The sequence below is a fragment of the Marinobacter fuscus genome, from assembly GCF_003007675.1.
GTDB lineage: Bacteria > Pseudomonadota > Gammaproteobacteria > Pseudomonadales > Oleiphilaceae > Marinobacter > Marinobacter fuscus.
The window spans coordinates 189,665-209,677 of the sequence record NZ_PXNP01000104.1; the positions used below are offsets into that span (position 1 = coordinate 189,665).

Consider the following 20,013-nt stretch of genomic DNA (forward strand, 5'->3'; position numbering starts at 1 on the left):
GGCAACCGGTAGCCGGTGACAGTCAGTTGCCGCTTTACTCCACCAACGCCACCGATTTGATTTGTATCCACACCTGCTGGCCCGGCTCCAGGGCCAGCTGAGCCGCTGATCGGCTTGTCAGCCGTGACAGAAAGGGCGTTTCGCCAGACATCAGCCGGACCAGTGTGGTGCCCGGGCTGATGTCTGTCTCGATCTGATCCACACGGGCCTCCAGCAAATTTTGTATGCTCTGATCCCGGTGTTCCGACAGGGCAATACTCACATCTTTGGCCAGCACCTGGATACGGGCCGTGTCTCCGGGCTGGAGTTTTTCATCCTGGCGCAGCCACAGGCTGCCTCCGTCAAACCTGAACCGGGCCAGATGCCAGTGCTCGTCCAGCTCTTCAAGGCGCCCTTCCACGATGATGCCAGCGTCTTCCTCCAGCCGGAACGGGTGGTCAATCCTCGCTAGCGTCTCCTGAAGCGGCCCCTGGGCAACCACCTTACCCTGATCCATCATCACAATATGGTTCGCCAGCCGGGCGACTTCGCTGGTGGAATGGGAGACATAGACAATGGGCATGGCCAGATGATCCCGCAGTCGCTCCAGATACGGCAGTATGTCCTGCTTCGAGCCCTGGTCCAGGGCAGACAGGGGTTCGTCCATCAAAAGCAGGTTCGGGCTGGTAAGAATAGCTCTGGCAATGGCCACCCGCTGCCGCTCGCCGCCGGAGAGCCGGGCGGGCATCCGGTCCAGCAGGTGCGCCAGGCCGAGCCAGGCTACGGCGTCGTCAAAATCGATTTTGCGCTGATTTGCGGGCACCCGCCGTTGCCCGAAGGTCAGGTTTTTGCTAACCGACAGATGGGGAAATAAATGGGTTTCCTGGAAAACGTAGGCCAGGGGGCGCCGGTGCACCGGCTTGAAGGTATGCGCGGTTTGCCAGGCATCACCGAAAACCGTCAGCTCCCCAGTGGCTTGCTGCAGCCCCGCCATGCACCTTAGAAGGGTGGTTTTACCGCAGCCGGAGTGGCCAAACAGGGCGGTAATACCGGTGCCTGGCAGTGCAAGGTCGACGTTAAGGTGAAAGCCTGGAAAGCGGCAGTCGAAACGGGCCCGGATATTGGCTGAGGTCATCGGAAGGCTCCGGCCCTGGCACGGCCATTGAGTGTGTACAGGGTGACCAGAACCACAAAGGAGAAGGCCACCATGCCCGCCGATAGCCAGTGGGCCTGGGTATATTCGAGGGATTCTACGTGGTCGTAGATAGCTACAGACAGAACCTTGGTCTCTCCGGGTATATTGCCGCCAATCATCAGAATAACGCCGAACTCACCGATGGTATGGGCAAAGGTGAGGACGCTGGCGGTAATAAAACCGTTTCTTGCCAGTGGCAGAACCACAAAAAAGAACCGATCCCAGGGGCCTGCCCGCAGAGTTGCGGCAGTTTCCAAAAAGCCCTCGCCGATGGCGTCAAACGCGTTATGTAGAGGCTGTACGGTAAAGGGCAGGGAGTAAATTACTGAGGCCACCACCAGGCCTTCGAAAGTGAAGGGTAGCAGGCCCAGGCCAAGAGACTGGGTGAACTGGCCAACCCAGCCGTTAGGGCCAAGCAGCAGTAACAGATAAAACCCGAGCACTGTGGGTGGAAGCACCAGCGGCAAGGCCACAATGGCCGCGATGGGTTGCCTGGCCCAATGCCGGGAGCGGGCCAGCCACCAGGCCACAGGCGTGCCCACCACCAGCAGAACCGAAGTGGTTAGCAGCGCCAGTTTCAGAGTGAGCCAGACAGGTTCCCAGTAGGTCTCCAAGATCAGTCCGCCGTGTCGTATCCGTAATCCCGGATAATCCTGATGGCTGCCGGTGATTTCAGGAAATCCAGCCAGGCGGCAGCAGCTTCATTGTTTTGACCCCGTTTGAGCAGAATCGCCTGCTGGTCGATGGGCTGGTAGAAATCCTGGGGGATCGACCACAAGGTGCCTTTACCCTCCGGCCAGGCTTTGACTTGGGAAAGTGCGACGAATCCGGCCTGGGCATTGCCACTGGCGACAAACTGGAAGGTTTGGGCAATGGAGTCGCCACGCACAAGTTTCGGCTGAAGTTCCCCAAGCAGGCCAACATGCTCTATTACTTGCTGAGCAGCAAGGCCATAGGGTGCTGTTTTCGGGTTGGCCATGGCCAGGCGGGCGAAGGGTTGCTGCTGCAGATAGTCTGCGCCCTTGTCGAAGGCATTGGGCCGGGGATTCCAGAGCACAAGCTTGCCCCGGGCGTAGGTGAACCGGGTAGCGGCAACCCCATCGCCCTCACTTTCGACGAGTTCGGGGCGCCTTACATCGGCGGCCATGAACACGTCGAAGGGAGCGCCATTCTTGATCTGGGCATAGAGTTTGCCAGTAGAGCCAAAGCTTGCCGACAGGGTGTGGCCGGTTTCCTTCCGGAAGAGTTCGGCGAGGCTCTTGGTGGTATCGGTAAAGTTGGCTGCGACGGCCACGGCTACCTCACCGGCCGACACGGTCGGGCTCAACGCCACCAGAGCGGCCAGTAACCAGCCTCTGGTTTTTTTCGGGATGTGCGCCATGATCATTTTCTTTATGTTCTTCCGTATATAGCGATAGGCGCATAGTAGAGCTGCCCGGCGGCAGGTGCAAGCTTTGCGGGATGATACCGGGCGCGGATCAGGCTTGATCGAGTGGTGGTGACTGGAATACACCGGCCAGAGACTGATATGCCGGCGATTGCAGTATTTCCTGCTCCAGCTGCCGAAACTCCGTCAGCACATGCAGTCCGAGAGATGACAGCTCGGCCCCCCCGCCTTTGCGGCCACCGGTGGCGGTAACAACCAGCGGGGTGTTGGCGCAGCGGTTCATGGTTTCCACCAGCAACCAGGCCCGGCGATAACTCAGGCCCATAGCCCGGGCGGCCCCGGAGATGGAACGGTGCTGGTCGATCAGCTCCAGTAATTGTGCCTTGCCGGGCCCGAAGGCGATGTCATCACCGGCTTTGAGCCGGAGCCGGGGGGTTAGCCTCTGTGGCGAAGGGGAGTGTTTGCTGTTGGTCATGAGCGTGGTTCGACATGGCTTCTGTTGCGGTTCGGGTATGGCACAGTGACAGAAGATACTGCCATACCTCAAGCCGGTTGGTCTCGTTCAGCATCTCATGACGGCCCCCGGCAAATAATCTCAGGGTTACCTGCTCAACGCCGGATTCCCGAATGGTCTGAAAGTGCTTGCGAACGCCTTTGCCCATTTCACCGACCGCGTCTTCAGTGCCGGAGAACAGATGCACGGGCAAATCCCGACGCCAGCGGTCAGGGCGAATACTCAACATGCCGCCAATAAAATCCCGCCAGAGCCCCAGCGTGCAATCGAACCCGCATGCAGGATCGCTCTGGTAATGGTCCACCTGGTCCGGATCCCGGCTGAGCCAGTCGCCGGTGGTTCGGTTGGGGCGAAAGGCGCGATTGAACTGGCCGAAGGTCAGCCTTCCGGGCAAGCGGCTGTGGCGGCGATGCCCCAGCAGGGCAGCCAGCAGCTGAACCACCAGCCGGAAAATACCCAGCTGGCCCCGGTTGATCCGGTTGGTGGCGCTGAGGATCAGATTATCGATATGGTGGCTGTCTTGCTGGGCACAGCTCTGAGCAATAAATGACCCCATGCTATGGCCCAGCAAATTGACCGGCAGTTCGGGGTAGGTGGTGCGCGTTGCTTCAATAACCTGCTGCAGATCGCCGACAACCTTTGACCAGCCGTCGGCATCGGCATAATGCCCCTGGCGCTGTTCAGGGCAGTCAGGGCCGTGGCCGCGATGATGAAAGGTGATGACCAGGATTTGCCGGGCCATCAGCCAGCGTGCCAGTTCCCGGTATCGGTCGCCGTGTTCAGCCATGCCGTGACTGATCACCAGAGTGCCTGAGGGAACATCTGGCAGGTATTGCCTGCCGTTGATCGTGTGGCCGTCCGGGGCAGTCAGCGTCAGAGGTTGCTCGGTCATGTTCAGGGCCTGTGCTTGTTGTCGTTTTCAGGCGCCGGGCGCTGCCACTCCGGCGGGGACTCCATGCGTGCTGGAGACGGGACAATAAGCTGCCCGGCCCTACCATGTCGCGGAACATGTCCACATATTTGTGGATCCGGATTATCGTCAGGAACGAGTCATCAACCGGTGATTTACCACCAACTCAACGGTGTTGCTGATACATCTTGGCGATGGGCTGGATGGCGCTTTGCCATTCTGAAAGCCAGGCCTGCACCGGGCCGGGTATTTTGGATGGCTTTGGCCATGGCACCGGATACTGCGCGGGCTGGAACAGGGGCGCCAGCAATGATGCAGCGGTGAGATCCGCCCGGGAAAACCGGCCGCCCACCAGAAAGTCCTGTTGCCGGTAGTGATCCGCCAGTTCGGTAACCAGGGCTTCCAGGGTGGCTTGTGCCTGGTCTGCAGTTTTCTGGTTGATTTTCATCCAGTTGCGCATAGTTTCATCAACCCGGCTGAAGGCAAGACTGAGAATGATGCGGTTATAGAAGGGCGTACCCGCGGCCAGCATTGGCACCACCTCTTTCGGGCGTTGCAGAAAGTAATGGTAGACCCAGGTTCTGATGGCGGGCCCGGCAAGTTCGTCCAGTTTGTTCTCCCAGGCGATCGCGCTGGCCCGTTCATCGGGATGCTCCGGCGTCAGCGGGTGTTCGGGAAAGGTGTTGTCCAGATAGTCCAGAATAGCCGATGAGCCCTGGATGATTTCACCATCGTGTTCCAGAACCGGCACGGACGACGCACCGCCAGTCAGTTTCCGGATGGTTTTTATGTGCTGGCCCGGCAGCAGGTTGGCGGGTTGCCAGGCAAGGCCTTTATGATCCAGTGCCCATCTGACTTTTTCGGAATAATGGGAGATGCAGAACTGGTAGAGGGTGATGGCCATGGTATAACTCCCTATGTCTGGTGACGCAAGATTAACCTTTCTTTCAGGGAATTCCCACGTCCGAAAGCGTAAAATGTTAGCTTCGTATCGTATTGTTTCAGGGGGTTATATGAGTCTTGCAAAGAACATTTTCGCCATGCTTCTGGTGACTGGTTCACTCTGGGGTTGTTCCCTGAACCAGTCACAAAAAGAGGGGCAGCCAGGGTCTCTGGCAGGCAGTAACTGGTTGGTTGAGTCCATCGATGGCAAGCCGGTTCTGACCGACAGCGAAATCACCATAAGCTTTGCTGAAGAAGGTCGGGTTTACGGCTCGTCCTCCTGTAACCGCTACAACGGTGGCTGGCACATCCAGGGGCAGGAACTCGAGTTTACCCATATGGCCTCAACCCGCATGGCATGCCCGGACAGCCTGATGCAACAGGAAACCCGCTTTCTACAAGTGCTGAACGACGTTGCCCGCTACCAGGTTGCCGGTGATGGCCGCCTGATGCTGGAGACATCCGAGGGCATGACCATTACGGCAGTGGCATCGGGAAAGGCTGAGTAAACCCGGCTTTCAGGTTTTTTCAAAAGGCGTGACGGTTCACTGTCGCGCCTTTTTTATGAGCTTGAATTTCTTGTTGCGGCGGGTCACTCTCAACTCTCCAACGTTATCGTGTCTGCGGAGCAAATAATAAAATGAAAATCTTCGAAACCCGAACCGCCCCCAACCCTCGCCGGGTTCGCATGTTTCTGGCGGAAAAAGGCCTGCTTGAGCAGGTTCAGTTTGAGCAGGTGGATATTCAGCAAGGCGAGAACCTGACCCCGGAATTCGTTGCCAGAAACCCGATGAAAAAAGTACCGGTTCTGGAGTTGGATGACGGCAACTGCGTGGCCGAAACCATGGCGATTTGCCGGTACTTCGAAGAGGCTTTTCCCGACAGCCCATGCCTGCTGGGTGAAACCGCGCTGGAAAAGGCTCAGATCGAGCAATGGCTGCGCTGGATCGATTTCTATTTCATGATGCCCACGGGCATGTGTTTCCAACACACGACGGGTTATTTCAAAGATCGCATGACGCCGGTTCAGGCATGGGGTGAGGAGTGCGGAAAGAGTGTTGAGCAGTTCATGCACTTCCTTAACGACGCTCTGGATGGCCAGGAATATATCTGCGCCAACCGCTATACCGCTGCCGACATCAACGCCTTCACCACCGTGGCTTTTGCCCGGGTAGTCAACCTGCGGATCAAGCCTGAGCACAGCCATTTGCAGGCGTGGTATGACCGCATCAAGGCCCGGCCCTCGGCTCAGGCCTGAGAGTCTTTGCGAGTATAATAACGGGCAATAACCCCAGCGCCTCCGGTAGCGGATACCGGGGGCGTTCTCGTTTGATCAAGACCAAGGATGCCTCTATGAATCAGCCCAACCGGCTTGAGTGCGCCATCGCCGCCATCGATACCGCCAATCAGGCCGACCCGAATCAGGAACCGGTAGGCAGTGAACTGTTGCCCAGAGAGTATGCCTATAGCCTGCACATGACACGCTGGCTGTTCGCGCTGGAGGCGGCGCCCTCCGAGGCCATGCAGATCGCTTGCCGGGCCCAGCACCTGGAGCGCTGGACCATGCCCCGCAGTGAGTATGGTGAAGGCCGGGCAAACTATTACCAGTGGCGCCAGGCCTGTGGCCGAATGCACGGACGCCGTGCTGCAGAAATCATGGCCGACTGTGGTTATCCACAGAGCGAGTGTGAGCGGGTGGAAATCATCCTGACCAAACGCAAACTGAGGGAAGATGAGGATACCCAGTTGCTGGAAGATGTTGCCTGCATGGTGTTTCTGGAGAAGTATTTTGCTGGCTTCTATGCCGAAAACCCGGACTACGACAAAGAGAAATGGCTGCGCATCGTGCGCCGCACCTGGGCCAAGATGACCCCCCGAGGCCACGCGACAGCGCTGAAACTGGCCGAGGGCATGCCTGAGCACTTGCTGGCGTTGCTGCAGGAAGCGCTGGCCGGTGAAGACGCTCATTAATCAGGCTTGAGGTGAGCCGCCTGCGGCAATATGATGCTTGTTATCATTTGATATCGAGTATCATTCATGAGTGTGTTGGCCTGCCAGAAACCCAGAATCCTGATTGTCGAAGACGACCGGGCGCTGAATGAACAGTTGTCCGGGTTGCTGGAGGCCCGTGGTTACCAGGTAGAGCAGAGTTTCGAGGGGGATCAGGCGCTGGTTGCGGCGTTGGGGCAGAAGCTGGATCTGATTCTGCTGGATGTGCTGCTGCCCAACCTGAATGGTTTTCAGGTGCTGGAGAGGCTGCGCAAAATGCGCCGGACACCGGTCATGATGTTAACCGCCTGTGGCGCCGAGCAAGACCGAATCACCGGCTTTCAGCAGGGAGCGGACGATTATCTGCCAAAGCCTTTCAGCTTTACGGAACTGATCCTGCGCATCGAGGCGTTGCTCAGGCGCACCATCGGGGCCGGGGATCAGAGAAGCGATCCGCCATGCCTCACCATGGGGGATCTGGCACTTGACCGAAACTGCCTGTCGGTGCTTTTTGCCGGGCAGCCCGTTGAGCTAACCCCGATACAGTTCCGCTTGCTCTGGATTCTTGTTTTGCATCAGGGCGAGGTTCTGAGCAAACCCTACCTGTATCCGCTGGTTCTCGAGAAAGAGTTCAGCCGCTATGACCGTAGCCTGGACATGCATCTGAGTCGTGTCCGGCGCAAACTGACCGGGGCCGGTATGGCTGCAGACCGGCTTCAGACGGTTCATGGCAAGGGGTACGTTTTCCAGTGAACCGGCGCTTGTGGTGGAAGCTCTGCGGTTTGCTGGCAGTGGGTACTCTGGCGTTGTTCTGGTTGATCTCGCTGCTGGGGGCAACAACCGAACAGCAGATGAGTTTTATTGCTCGCCATCATCAGGAAACGCTTCGGGCATGGGGTGAGACCGCCGAGCGCCTGTACAACTCCGGCAATGAGCAGGCGTTGGCCAAATGGCTGGAGGCCCTGCAGGCCCGGGAAAATACCTGGGCAGCGGTGGTGCGGTCACGTCTGGAGCCATTGGCTGGAAGCAGGCTGCAAGAGGATTTCATGGATCGGTTTCGTCTCGGGCGGGATGTCGAATGGAAGATTCACCTGTATTTTGTCGAAAACCCCACTATGGAGATCACCTTCGCAGACGGGGTTACCCACTTTCTGGTGACCTTGCCGCAGCGCATGCGCCCGGGCACCTATCTGCCAGAGGTGCGCCTGGTTCTGAAGGTGGTGCTGCCGCTGACGGTATTGCTGATATTTTGTCTGGTGATTTACCGCCATGTGATGAACCCCATCCGGCAGCTCGAAACCGCGACCCGGCAATTCAGTGAAGGGCATCTCGGGGCACGGGTGCGTTCATTGCTGGGTGGCCGTAACGATGAACTGGCGTCGCTGGCGGATACCTTTGACCGGATGGCCGAGCGCATTGGCGATCTGATCCTGTCTCAGCGGCGATTGATAGCGGATCTTTCCCATGAGCTGCGAACGCCACTGACCCGTATCGATATGGCGATCAGTTGTGTTGAGGAAGGCATCAATACTCAGCACTTTATTCCGCGCCTGCGGAGGGAGTGTGATCTGATGCAGTCGCTGGTTGAGGATACCCTGACTCTGGCCTGGCTGGAAAACGAACAGCCTGCGCTGGATGCTGAGGCGCTTGATCTGACCGATCTGGTCGACAGCATCGTCAGCGATGCCCGCTACGAATACCCCGATCATCAATTGTCTCTGGAAGCCCCGGACACGGCTCTGATTCAGAACACCAGCCAGCGTGCGCTGGCACAGGCCATTGAAAATGTCATTCGCAATGCCTGCAATTACACGCCCGCCGGAGGGATTATCCGGGTTGTGCTGGCCGCGGACAACGGGGCTTACCGGCTGACGGTTGCCGACCAGGGCCCGGGGGTACCGCCGGAGCAGACAGAACTGATATTTAAGCCGTTCTTCCGGGCTTGCCGGGATCGCGAAAATGCTCCGGCGGGCCATGGTCTGGGGCTTGCCCTCGCACGCCGGCAGCTGGAGGCCATTGGTGGCCGGATACGCGCCCGTAACCGGCCGGGCGGTGGCCTGGAGATGGAGTTGTGGTTGCCAGAGGCCCGGTTGTAACAATTGTAAAACCGGTTCACTTTGCGACACGGTTTGACGAGAATGCTCCGCAAATAGGAATTTATTTCATTTTGGAGCCAAAGCTGCCGTGACTATAACCACTTCATCCTGCCCTTCCAGAAGATTCAAACGCAATGCGCTGTGGTTAGCGCTGCTGGCTACGCCTCTGGCCAGTGCGGAAACGGTATCGCTGGAGCCGATCCAGGTAACAGCCGAGCGTCAGAGCGGAGCCGATGCCGTGGTTTCCCGGCAAACCCTGGACAACTTCCAGGCTGAAGATCTTGCTGACGTGTTTGCCGGTCAGCCCGATGTCAGCGTGGGTGGCCCGGTGGGTGTTGGCGAAAAGGTTTATGTGCGCGGTCTTGAGGATTCGATGCTGAATGTGTCGGTGGATGGCGCGGTACAGGCTGGCGCTTTGTTTCATCATGCCGGTCGTTTGCGCATTGAGCCGGAACTGATCAAGCAGGTCGAGGTAGATGCCGGTGCGGGCAAGGCTACCTCTGGCTCCGGAGCGGTTGGTGGCGCCATCAAGTTTGTCACCAAAGATCCGGAAGATCTGTTGCGCTCCGGTGAAACTGCCGGTGCCCTGGTGAAACTCGGCTCGTTTTCCAACACCGATGGCTATAAAGCCAGCACGACGCTGTTCGGTCGGCTGGACGACCGCTGGAGTGCCATGTTCTCTGCCAGCCGGAGCGATCATGACGAGTACCAGGATGGCGATGGCAACGACATTGCCGGTACCAAGGCCCGTCAGCAGTTAGGGTATGCCAAGCTGGTCGGTCATCTGCCGGGGAATCAGACGGTACGCGTCAGTCATGAAATCCGCACCGATGATGGCGACCGTAATCTGCGACCCCAGTGGGGCGCCAGCCCGTTCAATAAAACCTTTGCCCTGGATAGCCGTCGAGACACGACTACCCTGAACTACGGCTTTACGCCTTCCGGTAATCCTCTGGTGGCGGTGGATGCTACGGTGTACTACACGGATTCGGAAATCGAACGGGATCCGGAGAACAGGGACGGGCGAAATTATCGCGGTGCCGTGCGCAGTGTTGGCGGTGATTTGCGCAATACCAGCCGGTTTGGTGACCACAGCATGACCTACGGCGTCGAGTATCGTGAAGATAAGGGCCAGGCCCGGGGAGAAGGGGAGTTCTACCAGGAGTCGGGTGAGGTATTTGGCACTTACCTGCAGGCGGATATCTGGCTGACACGGGCGCTGCTGCTCAGCACCGGGGTTCGCTACGATGACTACGCTATGAAAGACACCCGCAAGCAGAGTTTTTCCGACGACGGTGTGAGCCCGAACGTTAACCTGTCCTGGGAAGTACTCAGCGGCCTGACGCTCAATGCAGGATACGCGGAAGCCTTTCGCGGCCCGGTTACCCACGACACGTTCAAACTCTACGGCGCCGAGAATGATCCTGAGCTGAAAGGTGAGCGAGGTGTTAACACCGAGCTGGGTTTTGACTATGTAAACGGAGCTTTCTCGCTTTCCGGCGAGGTCTACCGCTCTGACGTTCGTGATGCCATCAGCGACCCGCTGATACCCTGGAAGCAAACCATCTATACCAATGTGGGCGACCTGGAGACCGAGGGCTTTCTGATTAGCACGGGATACCGCTGGCAGGGGCTGTCTGCGGGCCTGAGCTTCCACAGCAATGAAGCGGAAGTGAATGGCACGCCGCTGACCGTGTACGAACACAACCTGCTGGGTAACTCCATTGGTGATACCTGGGTGGCGGATCTGGCCTATCAGCTGAACCCGCAGCTGGAGTTTGGCTGGCAGGGCCGCTTTGTGCAGGGCATTGATCGCCTGGAGACCTCGGTGGGTACCATCGCCAAACCCGGCTATGGCGTGCACGACCTGTATGCGCACTGGCTGCCCACCGGCAGTGAAGACCTGCGCCTGACCCTGACCGTAAAAAACGTCGCCGACAAGCAATACCTGGATCATGCCAGCCAGGCTGACTTCCAGCATATTGAAGACTATGAGGGTATTGTCGGCAACATGGCGCCGGGCCGTGACATCCGGCTGGGCCTGGCCCTGCGTTTCTGAGGCTTTTCATGTCGTATCTCAGGTTTTTGGCCGCCCTGTCGGGCGGTCTTTTTGTGGCACTGTCGGGGCTGGCCTCTGCCGCGCAGGTGGTCACCGATCTTGCCGGTCGCCAGGTTTCGGTACCCGACGCGGTTAACCGGGTGGTGTTGGGCGAGAGCCGTTACATTCCGGCACTGGCGATCCTGGAGGGCGAGGCTCTGGCGGATCGGCTGGCGGGTATGCTGCCAGACTTCGAACTGACCGATCCGGCGGGCTATGCTTTGTACCGGGATCGTTTCCCTGCGCTGGCCAGGGTGCCTCGTGTTGGCCATACCTCGGCCGACAGCTTCAGCCTGGAGAGCGTGCTGGCAATGGGCGCCGATTTGGCCATATTCAGCCTCGAAGGCCATGGCCCGGGCGCCCGTAACCGGGCACTGATCGGTCAGCTCGAAAAGGCTGGCGTGGCCGTGGTGTTCATCGATTTCAGGCAGAATCCTTTGGAGAACACCCCGAAGAGCATGGCCCTGCTGGGCGAGGTGCTCGGCCGGCAGGCCCGTGCCCGGGAGTTTAACGACTTCTATCAGCGGGAACTGGCAAGGGTGACCGAACAGGTAGCCCGGATACCCCGGGAGCAGTGGCCGTCGGTCTTTCTGCACAGCCGCCTGGGCCGCGAGGCCGGATGCTGCGAAACCATGGCGGCCGGGATGATTGGTGAACTGGTGGCGGCGGCCGGTGGCCGCAATGTCGCGCTGGAGCTGCTTCCGGGCGTGTCCGGCGTGGTCAGTCTGGAGCACCTGCTGACCGAACCGCCCGACATCTATATTGCCACGGCCATTGGTACCCCGACCTACCGGGTGTCGGATGCCGAAGTGCCCTATGTGATGCTGGGCGCCGGTGTGAGCGAAACCGACGCCCGGGCGTCGTTGCGTCGGGCCACGGATCGGCCCGGACTGCGCAGCCTGCAGCCGGTTCGGGAGGGCAGGGCGAAGGCATTGTGGCATCACTTCTATAACTCCCCGATGAACCTGGTGGCGGTGCAAGCCCTGGCTACCTGGTTTCATCCCGGCCAGTGGCCGGATTTGGACCCCGGGGCCACCCTGCGCGAGTTTTACGAGCGCTTCCAGCCAGTGGCTCTGGATGGGGTTTACTGGATTGATCAGCAGGAGCTGCCGGAATGAGTGAGCTGTCCGTAAGCCCGCCCCCGGTTGTCGGTGAGGCGGGCACAGAGCTTGCCCGTGGCTATCGGCGCTTTGTGTTGCGCAGGAGTCTCTGCCTCGGGGGGCTGATTGCGGCAGTTATCGCCGCGCTGCTGGTGGATATTGCCTCAGGGCCGTCGTTTCTGGGATTGGCCGAGGTGCTGCACGGCTTGTGGTATCCGGAGCAGCTGAACCCCGCCACCCGGGTAATCATTGAAGATATCCGGCTGCCCTACGCGCTGATGGCGGTTGTGGTTGGTGCCTGCCTTGGCCTGGCCGGTGCAGAAATGCAGACCGTCCTTAATAATCCTCTGGCCAGCCCGTTCACCCTGGGAGTCGGCGCAGCGGCAACCCTGGGTGCCTCGCTGGTTATTGTGTTCAATATTTCGTTCCTCGGGTTGGCGGCGGATCTGCTGCTGCCCTTATCGGCGTTTGTATTCGCGGCACTGGCGTCGATGTTAATTCTGTTATTGTCCAAAACCCTCGGCGCGTCGGTTCACTCTGTGGTTCTGTTTGGTATTGCCCTGCTATTTGGTATCAATGCCGTGGTAGGCCTGATCCAGTTTGTGGCCGATGCCGAATCCGTCCAGCAGATCGTGTTCTGGACCATGGGGAGCCTGGCCCGGGCCTCCCTCGATAAAGTGTTGATCGTCGGTTTGGTACTGGTGGTATGCCTTCCGTTTTCCCTGCGTCAGGCCTGGGCGATGACCTTGCTGAGAAGTGGCGAAGAACAGGCCCGAAGCCTTGGCATAGCCGTTGAACGGCTGCGCCTGATTGTATTGATGCGGGTTAGCTTGCTGACGGCAGTTGCCATGGCTTTTGTCGGTGAAATCGGTTTTATCGGCCTGGTCGCTCCGCATATTGCCCGGCTGATGCTTGGTGAAGACCATCGATTTCTGCTGCCGGGCAGCGCACTGGCGGGGGCCGTGTTGCTGTCGCTGTCCTCCATCGCCAGTAAGATGTTGATCCCCGGCGTTGTGCTTCCGGTGGGGATCGTCACTGCGCTGGTTGGTATACCCCTGTTCATTACACTGATCATTGGCCGGGGCCGGAGGTCACCGTTATGAGCCTGAGGTTAAACGGTGTGGATGCCGGATACCGGCGGCGGCTGGTATTTCGTAATCTCACGTTACCCGAGATACCCAGAGGTACTCTGGTGGCGGTGATCGGGCCGAACGCCGTTGGCAAATCCACCCTGCTAAAATCTCTTGCCGGGGTTCAGCCAGCGTCTGGCAGCATGATGCTCCACGAAGAGCCGCTGGCGCAGGGCCGGGTGGATCAGCGGGTGCGTCAGGTTGGCTATCTGCCCCAGACACTGCCGCAACCGGTGCCGTTGATCGCGTACGAAATTGTTTTCAGTGCCTGCCGGTCGGCCCGTCCGGACTGGTCGCGGGCGCATATCGAAAGGGCGATCGAGGCTACGTTCAAAACCCTGGGGATTCATAAACTGGCGTTGCGCAGGCTCGACGAAATGTCGGGTGGTCAGCGCCAGATGGTGGGCCTGGCGCAGGTGCTGGTGCGCCGCACACCCCTGTTGTTGCTGGACGAACCAACCAGTGCCCTGGATCTGCACTGGCAGCTTAATGTGCTGAATGCGGTGCGGGCGGCCTCGGACTGTGACGGAGTTATAGCTCTGGTAGCCAGCCACGACCTGAACCTGTCGTTAAGGTTCTGTGATCAGGTGCTGGTACTGACACCGGATGGTGGCGCAGAGCTAGGTAGGCCAGAGGTAGTTCTGACCCCGGCCATGCTTGCGCGCACTTACGGTATTGAAGCCCGTGTTGAACGCTGTTCTCACGGCTATCCCATTGTATTGGCAGACAACGCAGTGACTGCCAGCGACTATTTCTGACTTGAAGAGGACTATACGATGCCCGTTATGCATGCCGAGGTGAGTACCGTCGACGCCAGTCGCCTGATCAACCGCCTGTGCAAACATTTTCGGCACAAGATTGATGCCCGGTGGGATGAAACGGAAGGTTTTCTGACCTTCGCCATGGGCAGCTGCAAACTGACCGCCAGGGACTCCACCCTGGAAATGTCCTGTCAGGCAGGCTCAGAAGCGGAGCGTGATCAGGTAGGCGACATTGTTGCCACACATCTGGTGCGCTTTGCGGGAGGGGAAGTGGAGCAGGTTACCTGGCAGTCTGAGTAACCGGTCAGGGCCTGAGACTTGCCCGGCCTTCAGGTTGCAGGTATTTCCCGGCCCGGGCGGTAACGCCAGAACAGTGCCAGCGCCAGGGTAAAGCTGAGCCATTCAGCCAGGGGCAGGGCCAGCAGCAGCGGCCATTCCGGGGCAAGGCGTGACAGCGCCAGCAAAAGCACTGCGGGCAGCACCAGGCTGCGTGCCAGCGCAATGATGGCGGACGGTACCGGCCGGTGCATCGCAGTCAGGTACACCGAAAGCAGAACGTTGATGCCGTTAATAAGAAACAGCGGCCAGAGTATGCCCAGGTAACTGCCAGCGAGTGCGGCCGTGCCCAGGTCGGCCTGGGTGTCCAGAAACAGCGCCACCAGCGCGGAACCGGCTACGCGGGTGCCTGCTACCAGGCACAGGCCGAGCAAGACAATGACCAGAGCAGCGCAGCGCATAAAACGGCGGATTCGGTCAGCATTGCCCGCGCCCAGGTTCTGGCTGACCAGCACATGCATGGCGTCGGCAATGCCATAGAACACCATCAGGCTGAGAAAGATCAGATAGTTCACAACGGTAAATGCTGCCACGCCAGCGACGCCTTCGGTCAACATCAGCAGCCAGTTTATCAGCAGCATCACCAGCCCCACCGACAACTCGTTGATCCATTCAGAGACGCCATTACCGAAGGCCCGGCCGAGCTCCTGCCAGTTCTGTTGTCGCCAGTGAAACCTCAGTTTCCGGGCGGGCTTTCTGAAATAGCCCATCAGCACGCCCAGCTGCAGCAGTTGCGCCAGCCCTGTGGCGATGGCCGCCCCGCGCAGCCCGTAATCCAGATAGCCAACCATCAGCGCATCCAGCAGAATGTTGCCTGCAGCACCCGTGAGCAGCGCGGCGGTAGCCCGCTCGGGGAACCCGTCAAGACGCACAAAATAGTAGAGCACCATGGTGCCCAGTTGCAGCACCAGAACCCAGATGATAACCAGGTAGTATTCGGACATCAGTGGAAACAGAGCCGGGGATGCGCCGAGCAGGCGATAGATACTGTGCTCGAAGCAGGCGCCAACGAGAACACCGGCCAGCGCCAGCGCCAGTGTGGCCAGAAGACATTTGCTGAACATGGCCGAAGCCAGATCGGTACGGCCTTCGCCCAGATAACGCCCGGCACGCACCGTGCCACCAATGGCCAGTGCCAGGGCAACGCCGAACAGCAGGGTAAACCAGGGGATGAGCAGATTCAGCGCCGCCAGGGCATCGGCGCCAACGAAGTTGCCGATAAACAGTCCGTCGACAATACTGGCGGTGGTTAATGCCAGCAACCCGGCCACCGAGGGTAGCGCGTACCGGAAAAAAACCGGCCAGCAGGGGCCCGAAAGAACCGGATTGTCTGAATTACTGCTCACAGGCGGCGCGTCGGGCGAGCGACTCAGCTGAACAACTCCTGCAGTTTCTCGCCAGGCTCCGGTGCCCGCATGAAGGATTCGCCAATCAGGAACCCGTAGATGCCCCGGCTGGTCATGGCCTGCACATCCTCGCGGGTCATGATGCCGCTTTCGGTAATGCTCAGGCGGTCGGCGCCGATGCGCTGGTGCAGGTTGAAGGTGGTGTCCAGCGACACTTCGAAGTTGTGCAGGTTCCGGTTGTTGATGCCAACCAGCGGTGTGGTCAGGGTTAGGGCATCGTCCAGTTCCTCGCCATCGTGTACTTCCACCAAGACATCCAGCCCGATCTCATGGGCAATGCCCTCAAGCTCCTGCATCTGGTCTTTGGTCAGGCAGGCGGCAATCAGCAGAATGCAGTCGGCGCCAATGGCCCGGCTTTCGTACACCTGATACGGCGCCACCATGAAGTCCTTGCGAATCACCGGCAGGCTACAGGCCGCGCGAGCGGCTTTCAGGTAGTCCTCGTGGCCCTGGAAGAAGTCTCTGTCGGTCAGTACCGACAAACAGGCCGCGCCGCCTTGCTGGTAGCTTTCGGCGATGCGTTCCGGTTCAAACGGATCGCGCAGGATGCCTTTGCTGGGTGAGGCCTTTTTGATCTCGGCGATCACCGCAGGGTTTTGCGCCTCGATCCGTGTCCGAAGCGCGTTGGCAAACCCTCGTGCCGGTGGCTGATCACCGGCCATGGCTTTCAGGTCCGCCATCGAAATCTTCGGTTTGCGCTCGTCGATTTCTTCCCACTTCCGGTCAACGATTTTCCGAAGGATGGTGGGAGTTTTGTCTAAATGTCGTTCAGTCATCTCGTGCCTGCTGAATTGGGTGCTGGAGCCGGTGATGGGGGCCTTTCCAAAACACGCCCACAAGTACGTCCCTGTAGGGCTTGACTGTAGCCATCCATGGCTACAGACAGTTTTGGAAAGGCCCCCATCACCGGCTCTTCAAACTTGGTCAGGGCCTTCTGGAGTTAGTGGCCTTTAGAAGCACTGCGAAAAATCTGCCAGCTCGGACATTTTACCCGCCGCCAGCCCGGAACCCATGGCGTCCAGCGCCATATCCACGCCTTCTTTGGCGGTTCTTGCCAGCCCGGCCACATAGATAGCCGCGCCAGCGTTCAGGGCGATCATATCCCGGGCTTTTTCGGTGATTTCGTCGTGGCTGCGACCGAAAGCGGCCTTGATCAGCGCCAGAGATTCTTCAGAGGAGCCCACCGTCAGACCAACCAGCGACTGGCTCTTGATGCCCAGCTCTTCCGGGGTCAGCTCGTATTCGGTAATGGCGCCATTCTTCAGCTCTGCCACATAGGTATTCGAGGCAAGGCTGATTTCATCCAGGCCGTCTTTGGAGTGCACCACCAGAATGTGCTCGGCGCCCAGCCGTTGCAGAACTTCTGCCATGGGACGGCAAAGCTCCTGGGTGAAGACACCGATCAGCTGGCGAGTGACACCGGCCGGGTTGGTCATGGGGCCCAAGATATTGAAAAGGGTGCGGCAACCCAGCTCCCGGCGCGGGCCGATGGCGTGTTTCATGGCGCCGTGGTGGGCCGGTGCAAACATGAAGCCGACGCCGATCTGTTCGATGCAGCGGGCCACCTGCTCCGGGGTCATGTCCAGGTTGATCCCGGCCTTTTCGATCAGGTCGGCGCTGCCGCTTTTCGACGATACGCCCCGGTTGCCGTGTTTGGCCACGTAACCACCGGCGGCGGCCACCACGAATGAGGCAGCCGAGGACACGTTGAACAGGTTAGCGCCGTCGCCGCCGGTGCCGACAATGTCTACCAGAGGGCTGGCGTTCACGGTAACGCCAGTAGCCAGTTCGCGCATGACTTCGGTGGCACCGGTAATCTCGTCGATGGTTTCGCTCTTCAGGCGAAGCCCCATCAGGAAGGCGCCAATCTGGGCGTCGGTGGCTTCGCCGTTCATCACAATGCGCATCACGCTTTTCATTTCTTCCCGGGACAGGTCCAGGTTAGAGGCAATGCGGTTGAGGGCTTGTTTCATGTCCATGGGCTTGGCCTCTTGTTATGTTCGCAGGAAGTTGCGCAGCAGTTCATGGCCCTGTTCGGTCATGATGGATTCGGGGTGGAACTGCACGCCTTCGATGGGCATGGTTTTGTGGCGCACGCCCATGATTTCCTCAATGGAGCCGTCTTCGTTGCGGGTCCAGGCGGTGATTTCCAGGCAGTCCGGCAGGGTGTTCTGGTCGATCACCAGGCTGTGGTAGCGGGTGGCCTGCAGCGGATTGTTCAGGCCCCGGAACACACCGGTGTCTTTATGGAAAACCGGTGACACCTTGCCGTGCATCACCCGGCCTGCCCGAATGATGTCACCACCGTACACCTGGCCGATGGACTGGTGGCCCAGGCAGATGCCCAGGATCGGCAGCTTGCCGGCGAAGTGGCGGATGGCCGCCATGGAGATGCCCGCTTCGTTCGGTGTGCAGGGGCCGGGGGAAATCACCAGCCGCTCCGGGTTCAGGGCTTCAATCTGCTCGAGGGTGATCTCGTCGTTGCGGTGAACCTGAACCTCCGCCCCCAGTTCTGCGAGGTATTGCACCACGTTGTAGGTGAAGGAATCGTAGTTGTCGATCATCAGTAACATAACTCGTTCCTCCGCCTCAGTGGTCGTAGTCGTTGTAGGTCATGGCGACGGCCTTGAAGATGGCGCGACCTTTATTCATGGTTTCTTTCCATTCAAGGCGGGGAATCGAATCGGCCACCACACCGGCACCGGCCTGGATGTGCAGGGTGTTGTCTTTGATCACGGCGGTGCGGATGGCAATGGCGGTGTCCATGTTGCCGTTGAACGACAGATAGCCCACAGCCCCGCCGTATACACCCCGTTTTACCGGCTCCAGTTCGTCGATGACTTCCATGGCGCGGATCTTCGGGGCACCGCTCAGGGTGCCGGCGGGCAGGGTGGCGCGCAGCACGTCCAGGCAGCTGGTGCCTTCTTTCAGGCGGCCGGTGACGTTGGAGACGATGTGCATCACGTGGGAGTAGCGCTCGACAATCATCTTGTCGGTCAGCCTTACGGTGCCGGTTTCGGACACGCGGCCTGCGTCGTTACGGCCGAGATCAATGAGCATCAGGTGTTCGGCAATTTCTTTCGGATCTGCCAGCAGCTCTTTTTCCAGCGCTTTGTCTTCGGCGTCGGTGGCGCCGCGCTTGCGGGTGCCCGCAATGGGCCGCACGGTCACTTCCTCATCTTCCACCCGGGCCAGAATTTCCGGCGACGAGCCGACAATGTGGAAGTCGTCCAGATCCAGAAAGTACATGTAGGGCGAGGGGTTGAGCACCCGAAGTGAGCGGTACAGGTTCAGCGGCGGTGCTTCGAACGGAATCGACATACGTTGGGAAATGACCGTTTGCATCACGTCGCCGTCCAGCACGTAGCCTTTGATCTTGTCGACGGCGGCTTCGAATTTGTCCTGGCTGAAGCCGGAGACAAAATCGGTTTCGTCCACCACCTTGCCGCGCAGGTGCTCTGGTGTCCGCGGTGCGTTGGCGGTTTGCCGGTGCAACTGGCGTTCCAATTCGTCGATGCGGGCCTGGGCCTGGGCGTAAGCACCGTCGGTGGCGGGATCAACGTGCACGATCAGATGCAGCTTGCCGCGCAGGTTATCGAACACCACGATTTCGTCGGACACCATCAGCAGGATGTCCGGGGTGCCGATTTTGTCGGGCGGGCAGCTCTGGCGCAGGCGCTTTTCAATGTAGCGCACGGTGTCGTAGCCAAAATAGCCCACCAGGCCGCCGTTGAAACGCGGTAACTCGGGCAGATCGGGTGCGTTGAAACGCTGCTGGTATTCGTCAACAAAGGCCAGTGGGTCGTCCACCTCGGCCTGCTCGACAATCTGCCCGCCTCGGCTGACTTCGATGCGATGGTCGAACACCTTGAGTACTTCCCGGCTGGGCAGGCCGATGATCGAGTAACGGCCCCACTTTTCACCGCCCTGCACCGATTCGAACAGGTAGGAATAGGGGCCGCTGGCCAGTTTAAGATAGGTGCTTAACGGGGTGTCCATATCGGCCAGTACTTCACGGTACACGGGGATACGGTTATAGCCTTCCTGGGCAAGCCCGGAGAATTGCTCGGGTGTCATGGTTCGGATTCCTGAATTCTGATCTGCGTTGTGTCACGGCGATGCGACATCGCGGTGACCGAAGCGGGCAGGCAGACAGCGCTGGCGGCCCGG

Annotated in this window: 21 protein-coding genes; 10 read left to right on the forward strand and 11 right to left on the reverse strand. The window is 59.4% G+C overall.

Annotation, left to right across the window (positions count from 1 at the left end):
- Positions 1-34: 34 nt before the first annotated feature.
- The 6 genes from modC to C7H09_RS16590 form a co-directional block, all read right to left on the reverse strand.
- Entirely contained in the window at positions 35-1,114 is a 1,080-nt protein-coding gene (gene modC / locus C7H09_RS16565; protein WP_106764792.1) for a molybdenum ABC transporter ATP-binding protein, read from the reverse strand.
- Complete coding sequence (gene modB, locus C7H09_RS16570) at positions 1,111-1,791, reverse strand: molybdate ABC transporter permease subunit (protein WP_106764794.1); 681 nt, start codon at positions 1,789-1,791, stop codon at positions 1,111-1,113. Before modB ends, modC begins: the two co-directional genes overlap by 4 nt.
- On the reverse strand, positions 1,791-2,555 hold the full coding sequence (modA, locus tag C7H09_RS16575; RefSeq protein WP_106764915.1) for a molybdate ABC transporter substrate-binding protein: 765 nt from the start codon (positions 2,553-2,555) through the stop codon (positions 1,791-1,793). Before modA ends, modB begins: the two co-directional genes overlap by 1 nt.
- Before the next feature lie 97 nt (positions 2,556-2,652).
- Positions 2,653-3,036 carry a winged helix-turn-helix domain-containing protein gene (locus C7H09_RS16580; RefSeq protein ID WP_106764796.1) on the reverse strand — a complete coding sequence of 128 codons (384 nt, stop codon included), beginning with the start codon at positions 3,034-3,036 and terminating at the stop codon, positions 2,653-2,655.
- On the reverse strand, positions 2,969-3,967 hold the full coding sequence (locus C7H09_RS16585; protein ID WP_106764798.1) for an alpha/beta fold hydrolase: 999 nt from the start codon (positions 3,965-3,967) through the stop codon (positions 2,969-2,971). Before C7H09_RS16585 ends, C7H09_RS16580 begins: the two co-directional genes overlap by 68 nt.
- Before the next feature lie 184 nt (positions 3,968-4,151).
- Positions 4,152-4,889 carry a glutathione S-transferase family protein gene (locus C7H09_RS16590; protein WP_106764800.1) on the reverse strand — a complete coding sequence of 246 codons (738 nt, stop codon included), beginning with the start codon at positions 4,887-4,889 and terminating at the stop codon, positions 4,152-4,154.
- Between the two features lie 109 nt (positions 4,890-4,998).
- Here C7H09_RS16590 and C7H09_RS16595 point away from each other — a divergent pair, with 109 nt between their 5' ends.
- From C7H09_RS16595 to C7H09_RS16640, 10 genes are all read left to right on the forward strand, one after another.
- Positions 4,999-5,436, forward strand: a complete 438-nt coding sequence (locus C7H09_RS16595; RefSeq protein WP_106764802.1) for an META domain-containing protein — start codon at positions 4,999-5,001, stop codon at positions 5,434-5,436.
- A 131-nt stretch (positions 5,437-5,567) separates the two neighbouring features.
- The gene (locus C7H09_RS16600) at positions 5,568-6,185 is read left to right on the forward strand and encodes a glutathione S-transferase family protein (protein WP_106764804.1); all 618 of its coding nucleotides are present in this window, start codon (positions 5,568-5,570) and stop codon (positions 6,183-6,185) included.
- Between the two features lie 95 nt (positions 6,186-6,280).
- Entirely contained in the window at positions 6,281-6,898 is a 618-nt protein-coding gene (locus tag C7H09_RS16605) for a DUF4202 domain-containing protein (RefSeq protein ID WP_106764806.1), read from the forward strand.
- Positions 6,899-6,964: 66 nt separating this feature from the next.
- Positions 6,965-7,669 (forward strand): response regulator transcription factor, encoded by a 705-nt coding sequence (locus tag C7H09_RS16610; RefSeq protein WP_106764808.1) that lies wholly within the window; start codon positions 6,965-6,967, stop codon positions 7,667-7,669.
- Complete coding sequence (locus tag C7H09_RS16615) at positions 7,666-9,012, forward strand: sensor histidine kinase (RefSeq protein ID WP_106764810.1); 1,347 nt, start codon at positions 7,666-7,668, stop codon at positions 9,010-9,012. Before C7H09_RS16610 ends, C7H09_RS16615 begins: the two co-directional genes overlap by 4 nt.
- 88 nt (positions 9,013-9,100) lie before the next feature.
- On the forward strand, positions 9,101-11,071 hold the full coding sequence (locus C7H09_RS16620; protein ID WP_106764812.1) for a TonB-dependent receptor domain-containing protein: 1,971 nt from the start codon (positions 9,101-9,103) through the stop codon (positions 11,069-11,071).
- 8 nt (positions 11,072-11,079) lie between these two features.
- The gene (locus C7H09_RS16625) at positions 11,080-12,228 is read left to right on the forward strand and encodes an ABC transporter substrate-binding protein (RefSeq protein ID WP_106764814.1); all 1,149 of its coding nucleotides are present in this window, start codon (positions 11,080-11,082) and stop codon (positions 12,226-12,228) included.
- On the forward strand, positions 12,225-13,313 hold the full coding sequence (locus C7H09_RS16630; protein ID WP_106764816.1) for a FecCD family ABC transporter permease: 1,089 nt from the start codon (positions 12,225-12,227) through the stop codon (positions 13,311-13,313). Before C7H09_RS16625 ends, C7H09_RS16630 begins: the two co-directional genes overlap by 4 nt.
- Entirely contained in the window at positions 13,310-14,098 is a 789-nt protein-coding gene (locus C7H09_RS16635) for an ABC transporter ATP-binding protein (protein ID WP_106764818.1), read from the forward strand. The genes C7H09_RS16630 and C7H09_RS16635 overlap by 4 nt, the downstream gene beginning before the upstream one ends.
- 18 nt (positions 14,099-14,116) lie before the next feature.
- Entirely contained in the window at positions 14,117-14,401 is a 285-nt protein-coding gene (locus C7H09_RS16640; protein ID WP_106764820.1) for a DUF2218 domain-containing protein, read from the forward strand.
- Positions 14,402-14,430: 29 nt separating this feature from the next.
- Here C7H09_RS16640 and C7H09_RS16645 read toward each other — a convergent pair whose 3' ends face one another.
- The 5 genes from C7H09_RS16645 to trpE all read right to left on the reverse strand — a co-directional run bounded on the left by C7H09_RS16645 (position 14,431) and on the right by trpE (position 19,920).
- Positions 14,431-15,783, reverse strand: a complete 1,353-nt coding sequence (locus C7H09_RS16645; RefSeq protein WP_106764822.1) for an MATE family efflux transporter — start codon at positions 15,781-15,783, stop codon at positions 14,431-14,433.
- 23 nt (positions 15,784-15,806) lie between these two features.
- Positions 15,807-16,619 (reverse strand): indole-3-glycerol phosphate synthase TrpC, encoded by an 813-nt coding sequence (trpC, locus tag C7H09_RS16650; RefSeq protein WP_106764917.1) that lies wholly within the window; start codon positions 16,617-16,619, stop codon positions 15,807-15,809.
- Between the two features lie 174 nt (positions 16,620-16,793).
- Positions 16,794-17,822 carry an anthranilate phosphoribosyltransferase gene (gene trpD, locus C7H09_RS16655; RefSeq protein ID WP_106764824.1) on the reverse strand — a complete coding sequence of 343 codons (1,029 nt, stop codon included), beginning with the start codon at positions 17,820-17,822 and terminating at the stop codon, positions 16,794-16,796.
- Positions 17,823-17,837: 15 nt separating this feature from the next.
- Positions 17,838-18,416 (reverse strand): aminodeoxychorismate/anthranilate synthase component II, encoded by a 579-nt coding sequence (locus C7H09_RS16660; RefSeq protein ID WP_106764826.1) that lies wholly within the window; start codon positions 18,414-18,416, stop codon positions 17,838-17,840.
- A gap of 16 nt (positions 18,417-18,432) precedes the next feature.
- On the reverse strand, positions 18,433-19,920 hold the full coding sequence (gene trpE / locus C7H09_RS16665; protein ID WP_106764828.1) for an anthranilate synthase component I: 1,488 nt from the start codon (positions 19,918-19,920) through the stop codon (positions 18,433-18,435).
- Positions 19,921-20,013: the final 93 nt, after the last annotated feature.

Bases quoted from the DNA above. Each gene is read 5' to 3' on its own strand.
- modC (WP_106764792.1), bottom strand. From the start codon at position 1,114: ATGACCTCAGCCAATATCCGGGCCCGTTTCGACTGCCGCTTTCCAGGC.
- modA (WP_106764915.1), bottom strand. From the start codon at position 2,555: ATGGCGCACATCCCGAAAAAAACCAGAGGCTGGTTACTGGCCGCTCTG.
- C7H09_RS16580 (WP_106764796.1), bottom strand. From the start codon at position 3,036: ATGACCAACAGCAAACACTCCCCTTCGCCACAGAGGCTAACCCCCCGG.
- C7H09_RS16585 (WP_106764798.1), bottom strand. From the start codon at position 3,967: ATGACCGAGCAACCTCTGACGCTGACTGCCCCGGACGGCCACACGATC.
- C7H09_RS16590 (WP_106764800.1), bottom strand. From the start codon at position 4,889: ATGGCCATCACCCTCTACCAGTTCTGCATCTCCCATTATTCCGAAAAA.
- C7H09_RS16595 (WP_106764802.1), top strand. From the start codon at position 4,999: ATGAGTCTTGCAAAGAACATTTTCGCCATGCTTCTGGTGACTGGTTCA.
- C7H09_RS16600 (WP_106764804.1), top strand. From the start codon at position 5,568: ATGAAAATCTTCGAAACCCGAACCGCCCCCAACCCTCGCCGGGTTCGC.
- C7H09_RS16605 (WP_106764806.1), top strand. From the start codon at position 6,281: ATGAATCAGCCCAACCGGCTTGAGTGCGCCATCGCCGCCATCGATACC.
- C7H09_RS16610 (WP_106764808.1), top strand. From the start codon at position 6,965: ATGAGTGTGTTGGCCTGCCAGAAACCCAGAATCCTGATTGTCGAAGAC.
- C7H09_RS16625 (WP_106764814.1), top strand. From the start codon at position 11,080: ATGTCGTATCTCAGGTTTTTGGCCGCCCTGTCGGGCGGTCTTTTTGTG.
- C7H09_RS16630 (WP_106764816.1), top strand. From the start codon at position 12,225: ATGAGTGAGCTGTCCGTAAGCCCGCCCCCGGTTGTCGGTGAGGCGGGC.
- C7H09_RS16635 (WP_106764818.1), top strand. From the start codon at position 13,310: ATGAGCCTGAGGTTAAACGGTGTGGATGCCGGATACCGGCGGCGGCTG.
- C7H09_RS16640 (WP_106764820.1), top strand. From the start codon at position 14,117: ATGCCCGTTATGCATGCCGAGGTGAGTACCGTCGACGCCAGTCGCCTG.
- trpC (WP_106764917.1), bottom strand. From the start codon at position 16,619: ATGACTGAACGACATTTAGACAAAACTCCCACCATCCTTCGGAAAATC.
- trpD (WP_106764824.1), bottom strand. From the start codon at position 17,822: ATGGACATGAAACAAGCCCTCAACCGCATTGCCTCTAACCTGGACCTG.
- C7H09_RS16660 (WP_106764826.1), bottom strand. From the start codon at position 18,416: ATGTTACTGATGATCGACAACTACGATTCCTTCACCTACAACGTGGTG.
- trpE (WP_106764828.1), bottom strand. From the start codon at position 19,920: ATGACACCCGAGCAATTCTCCGGGCTTGCCCAGGAAGGCTATAACCGT.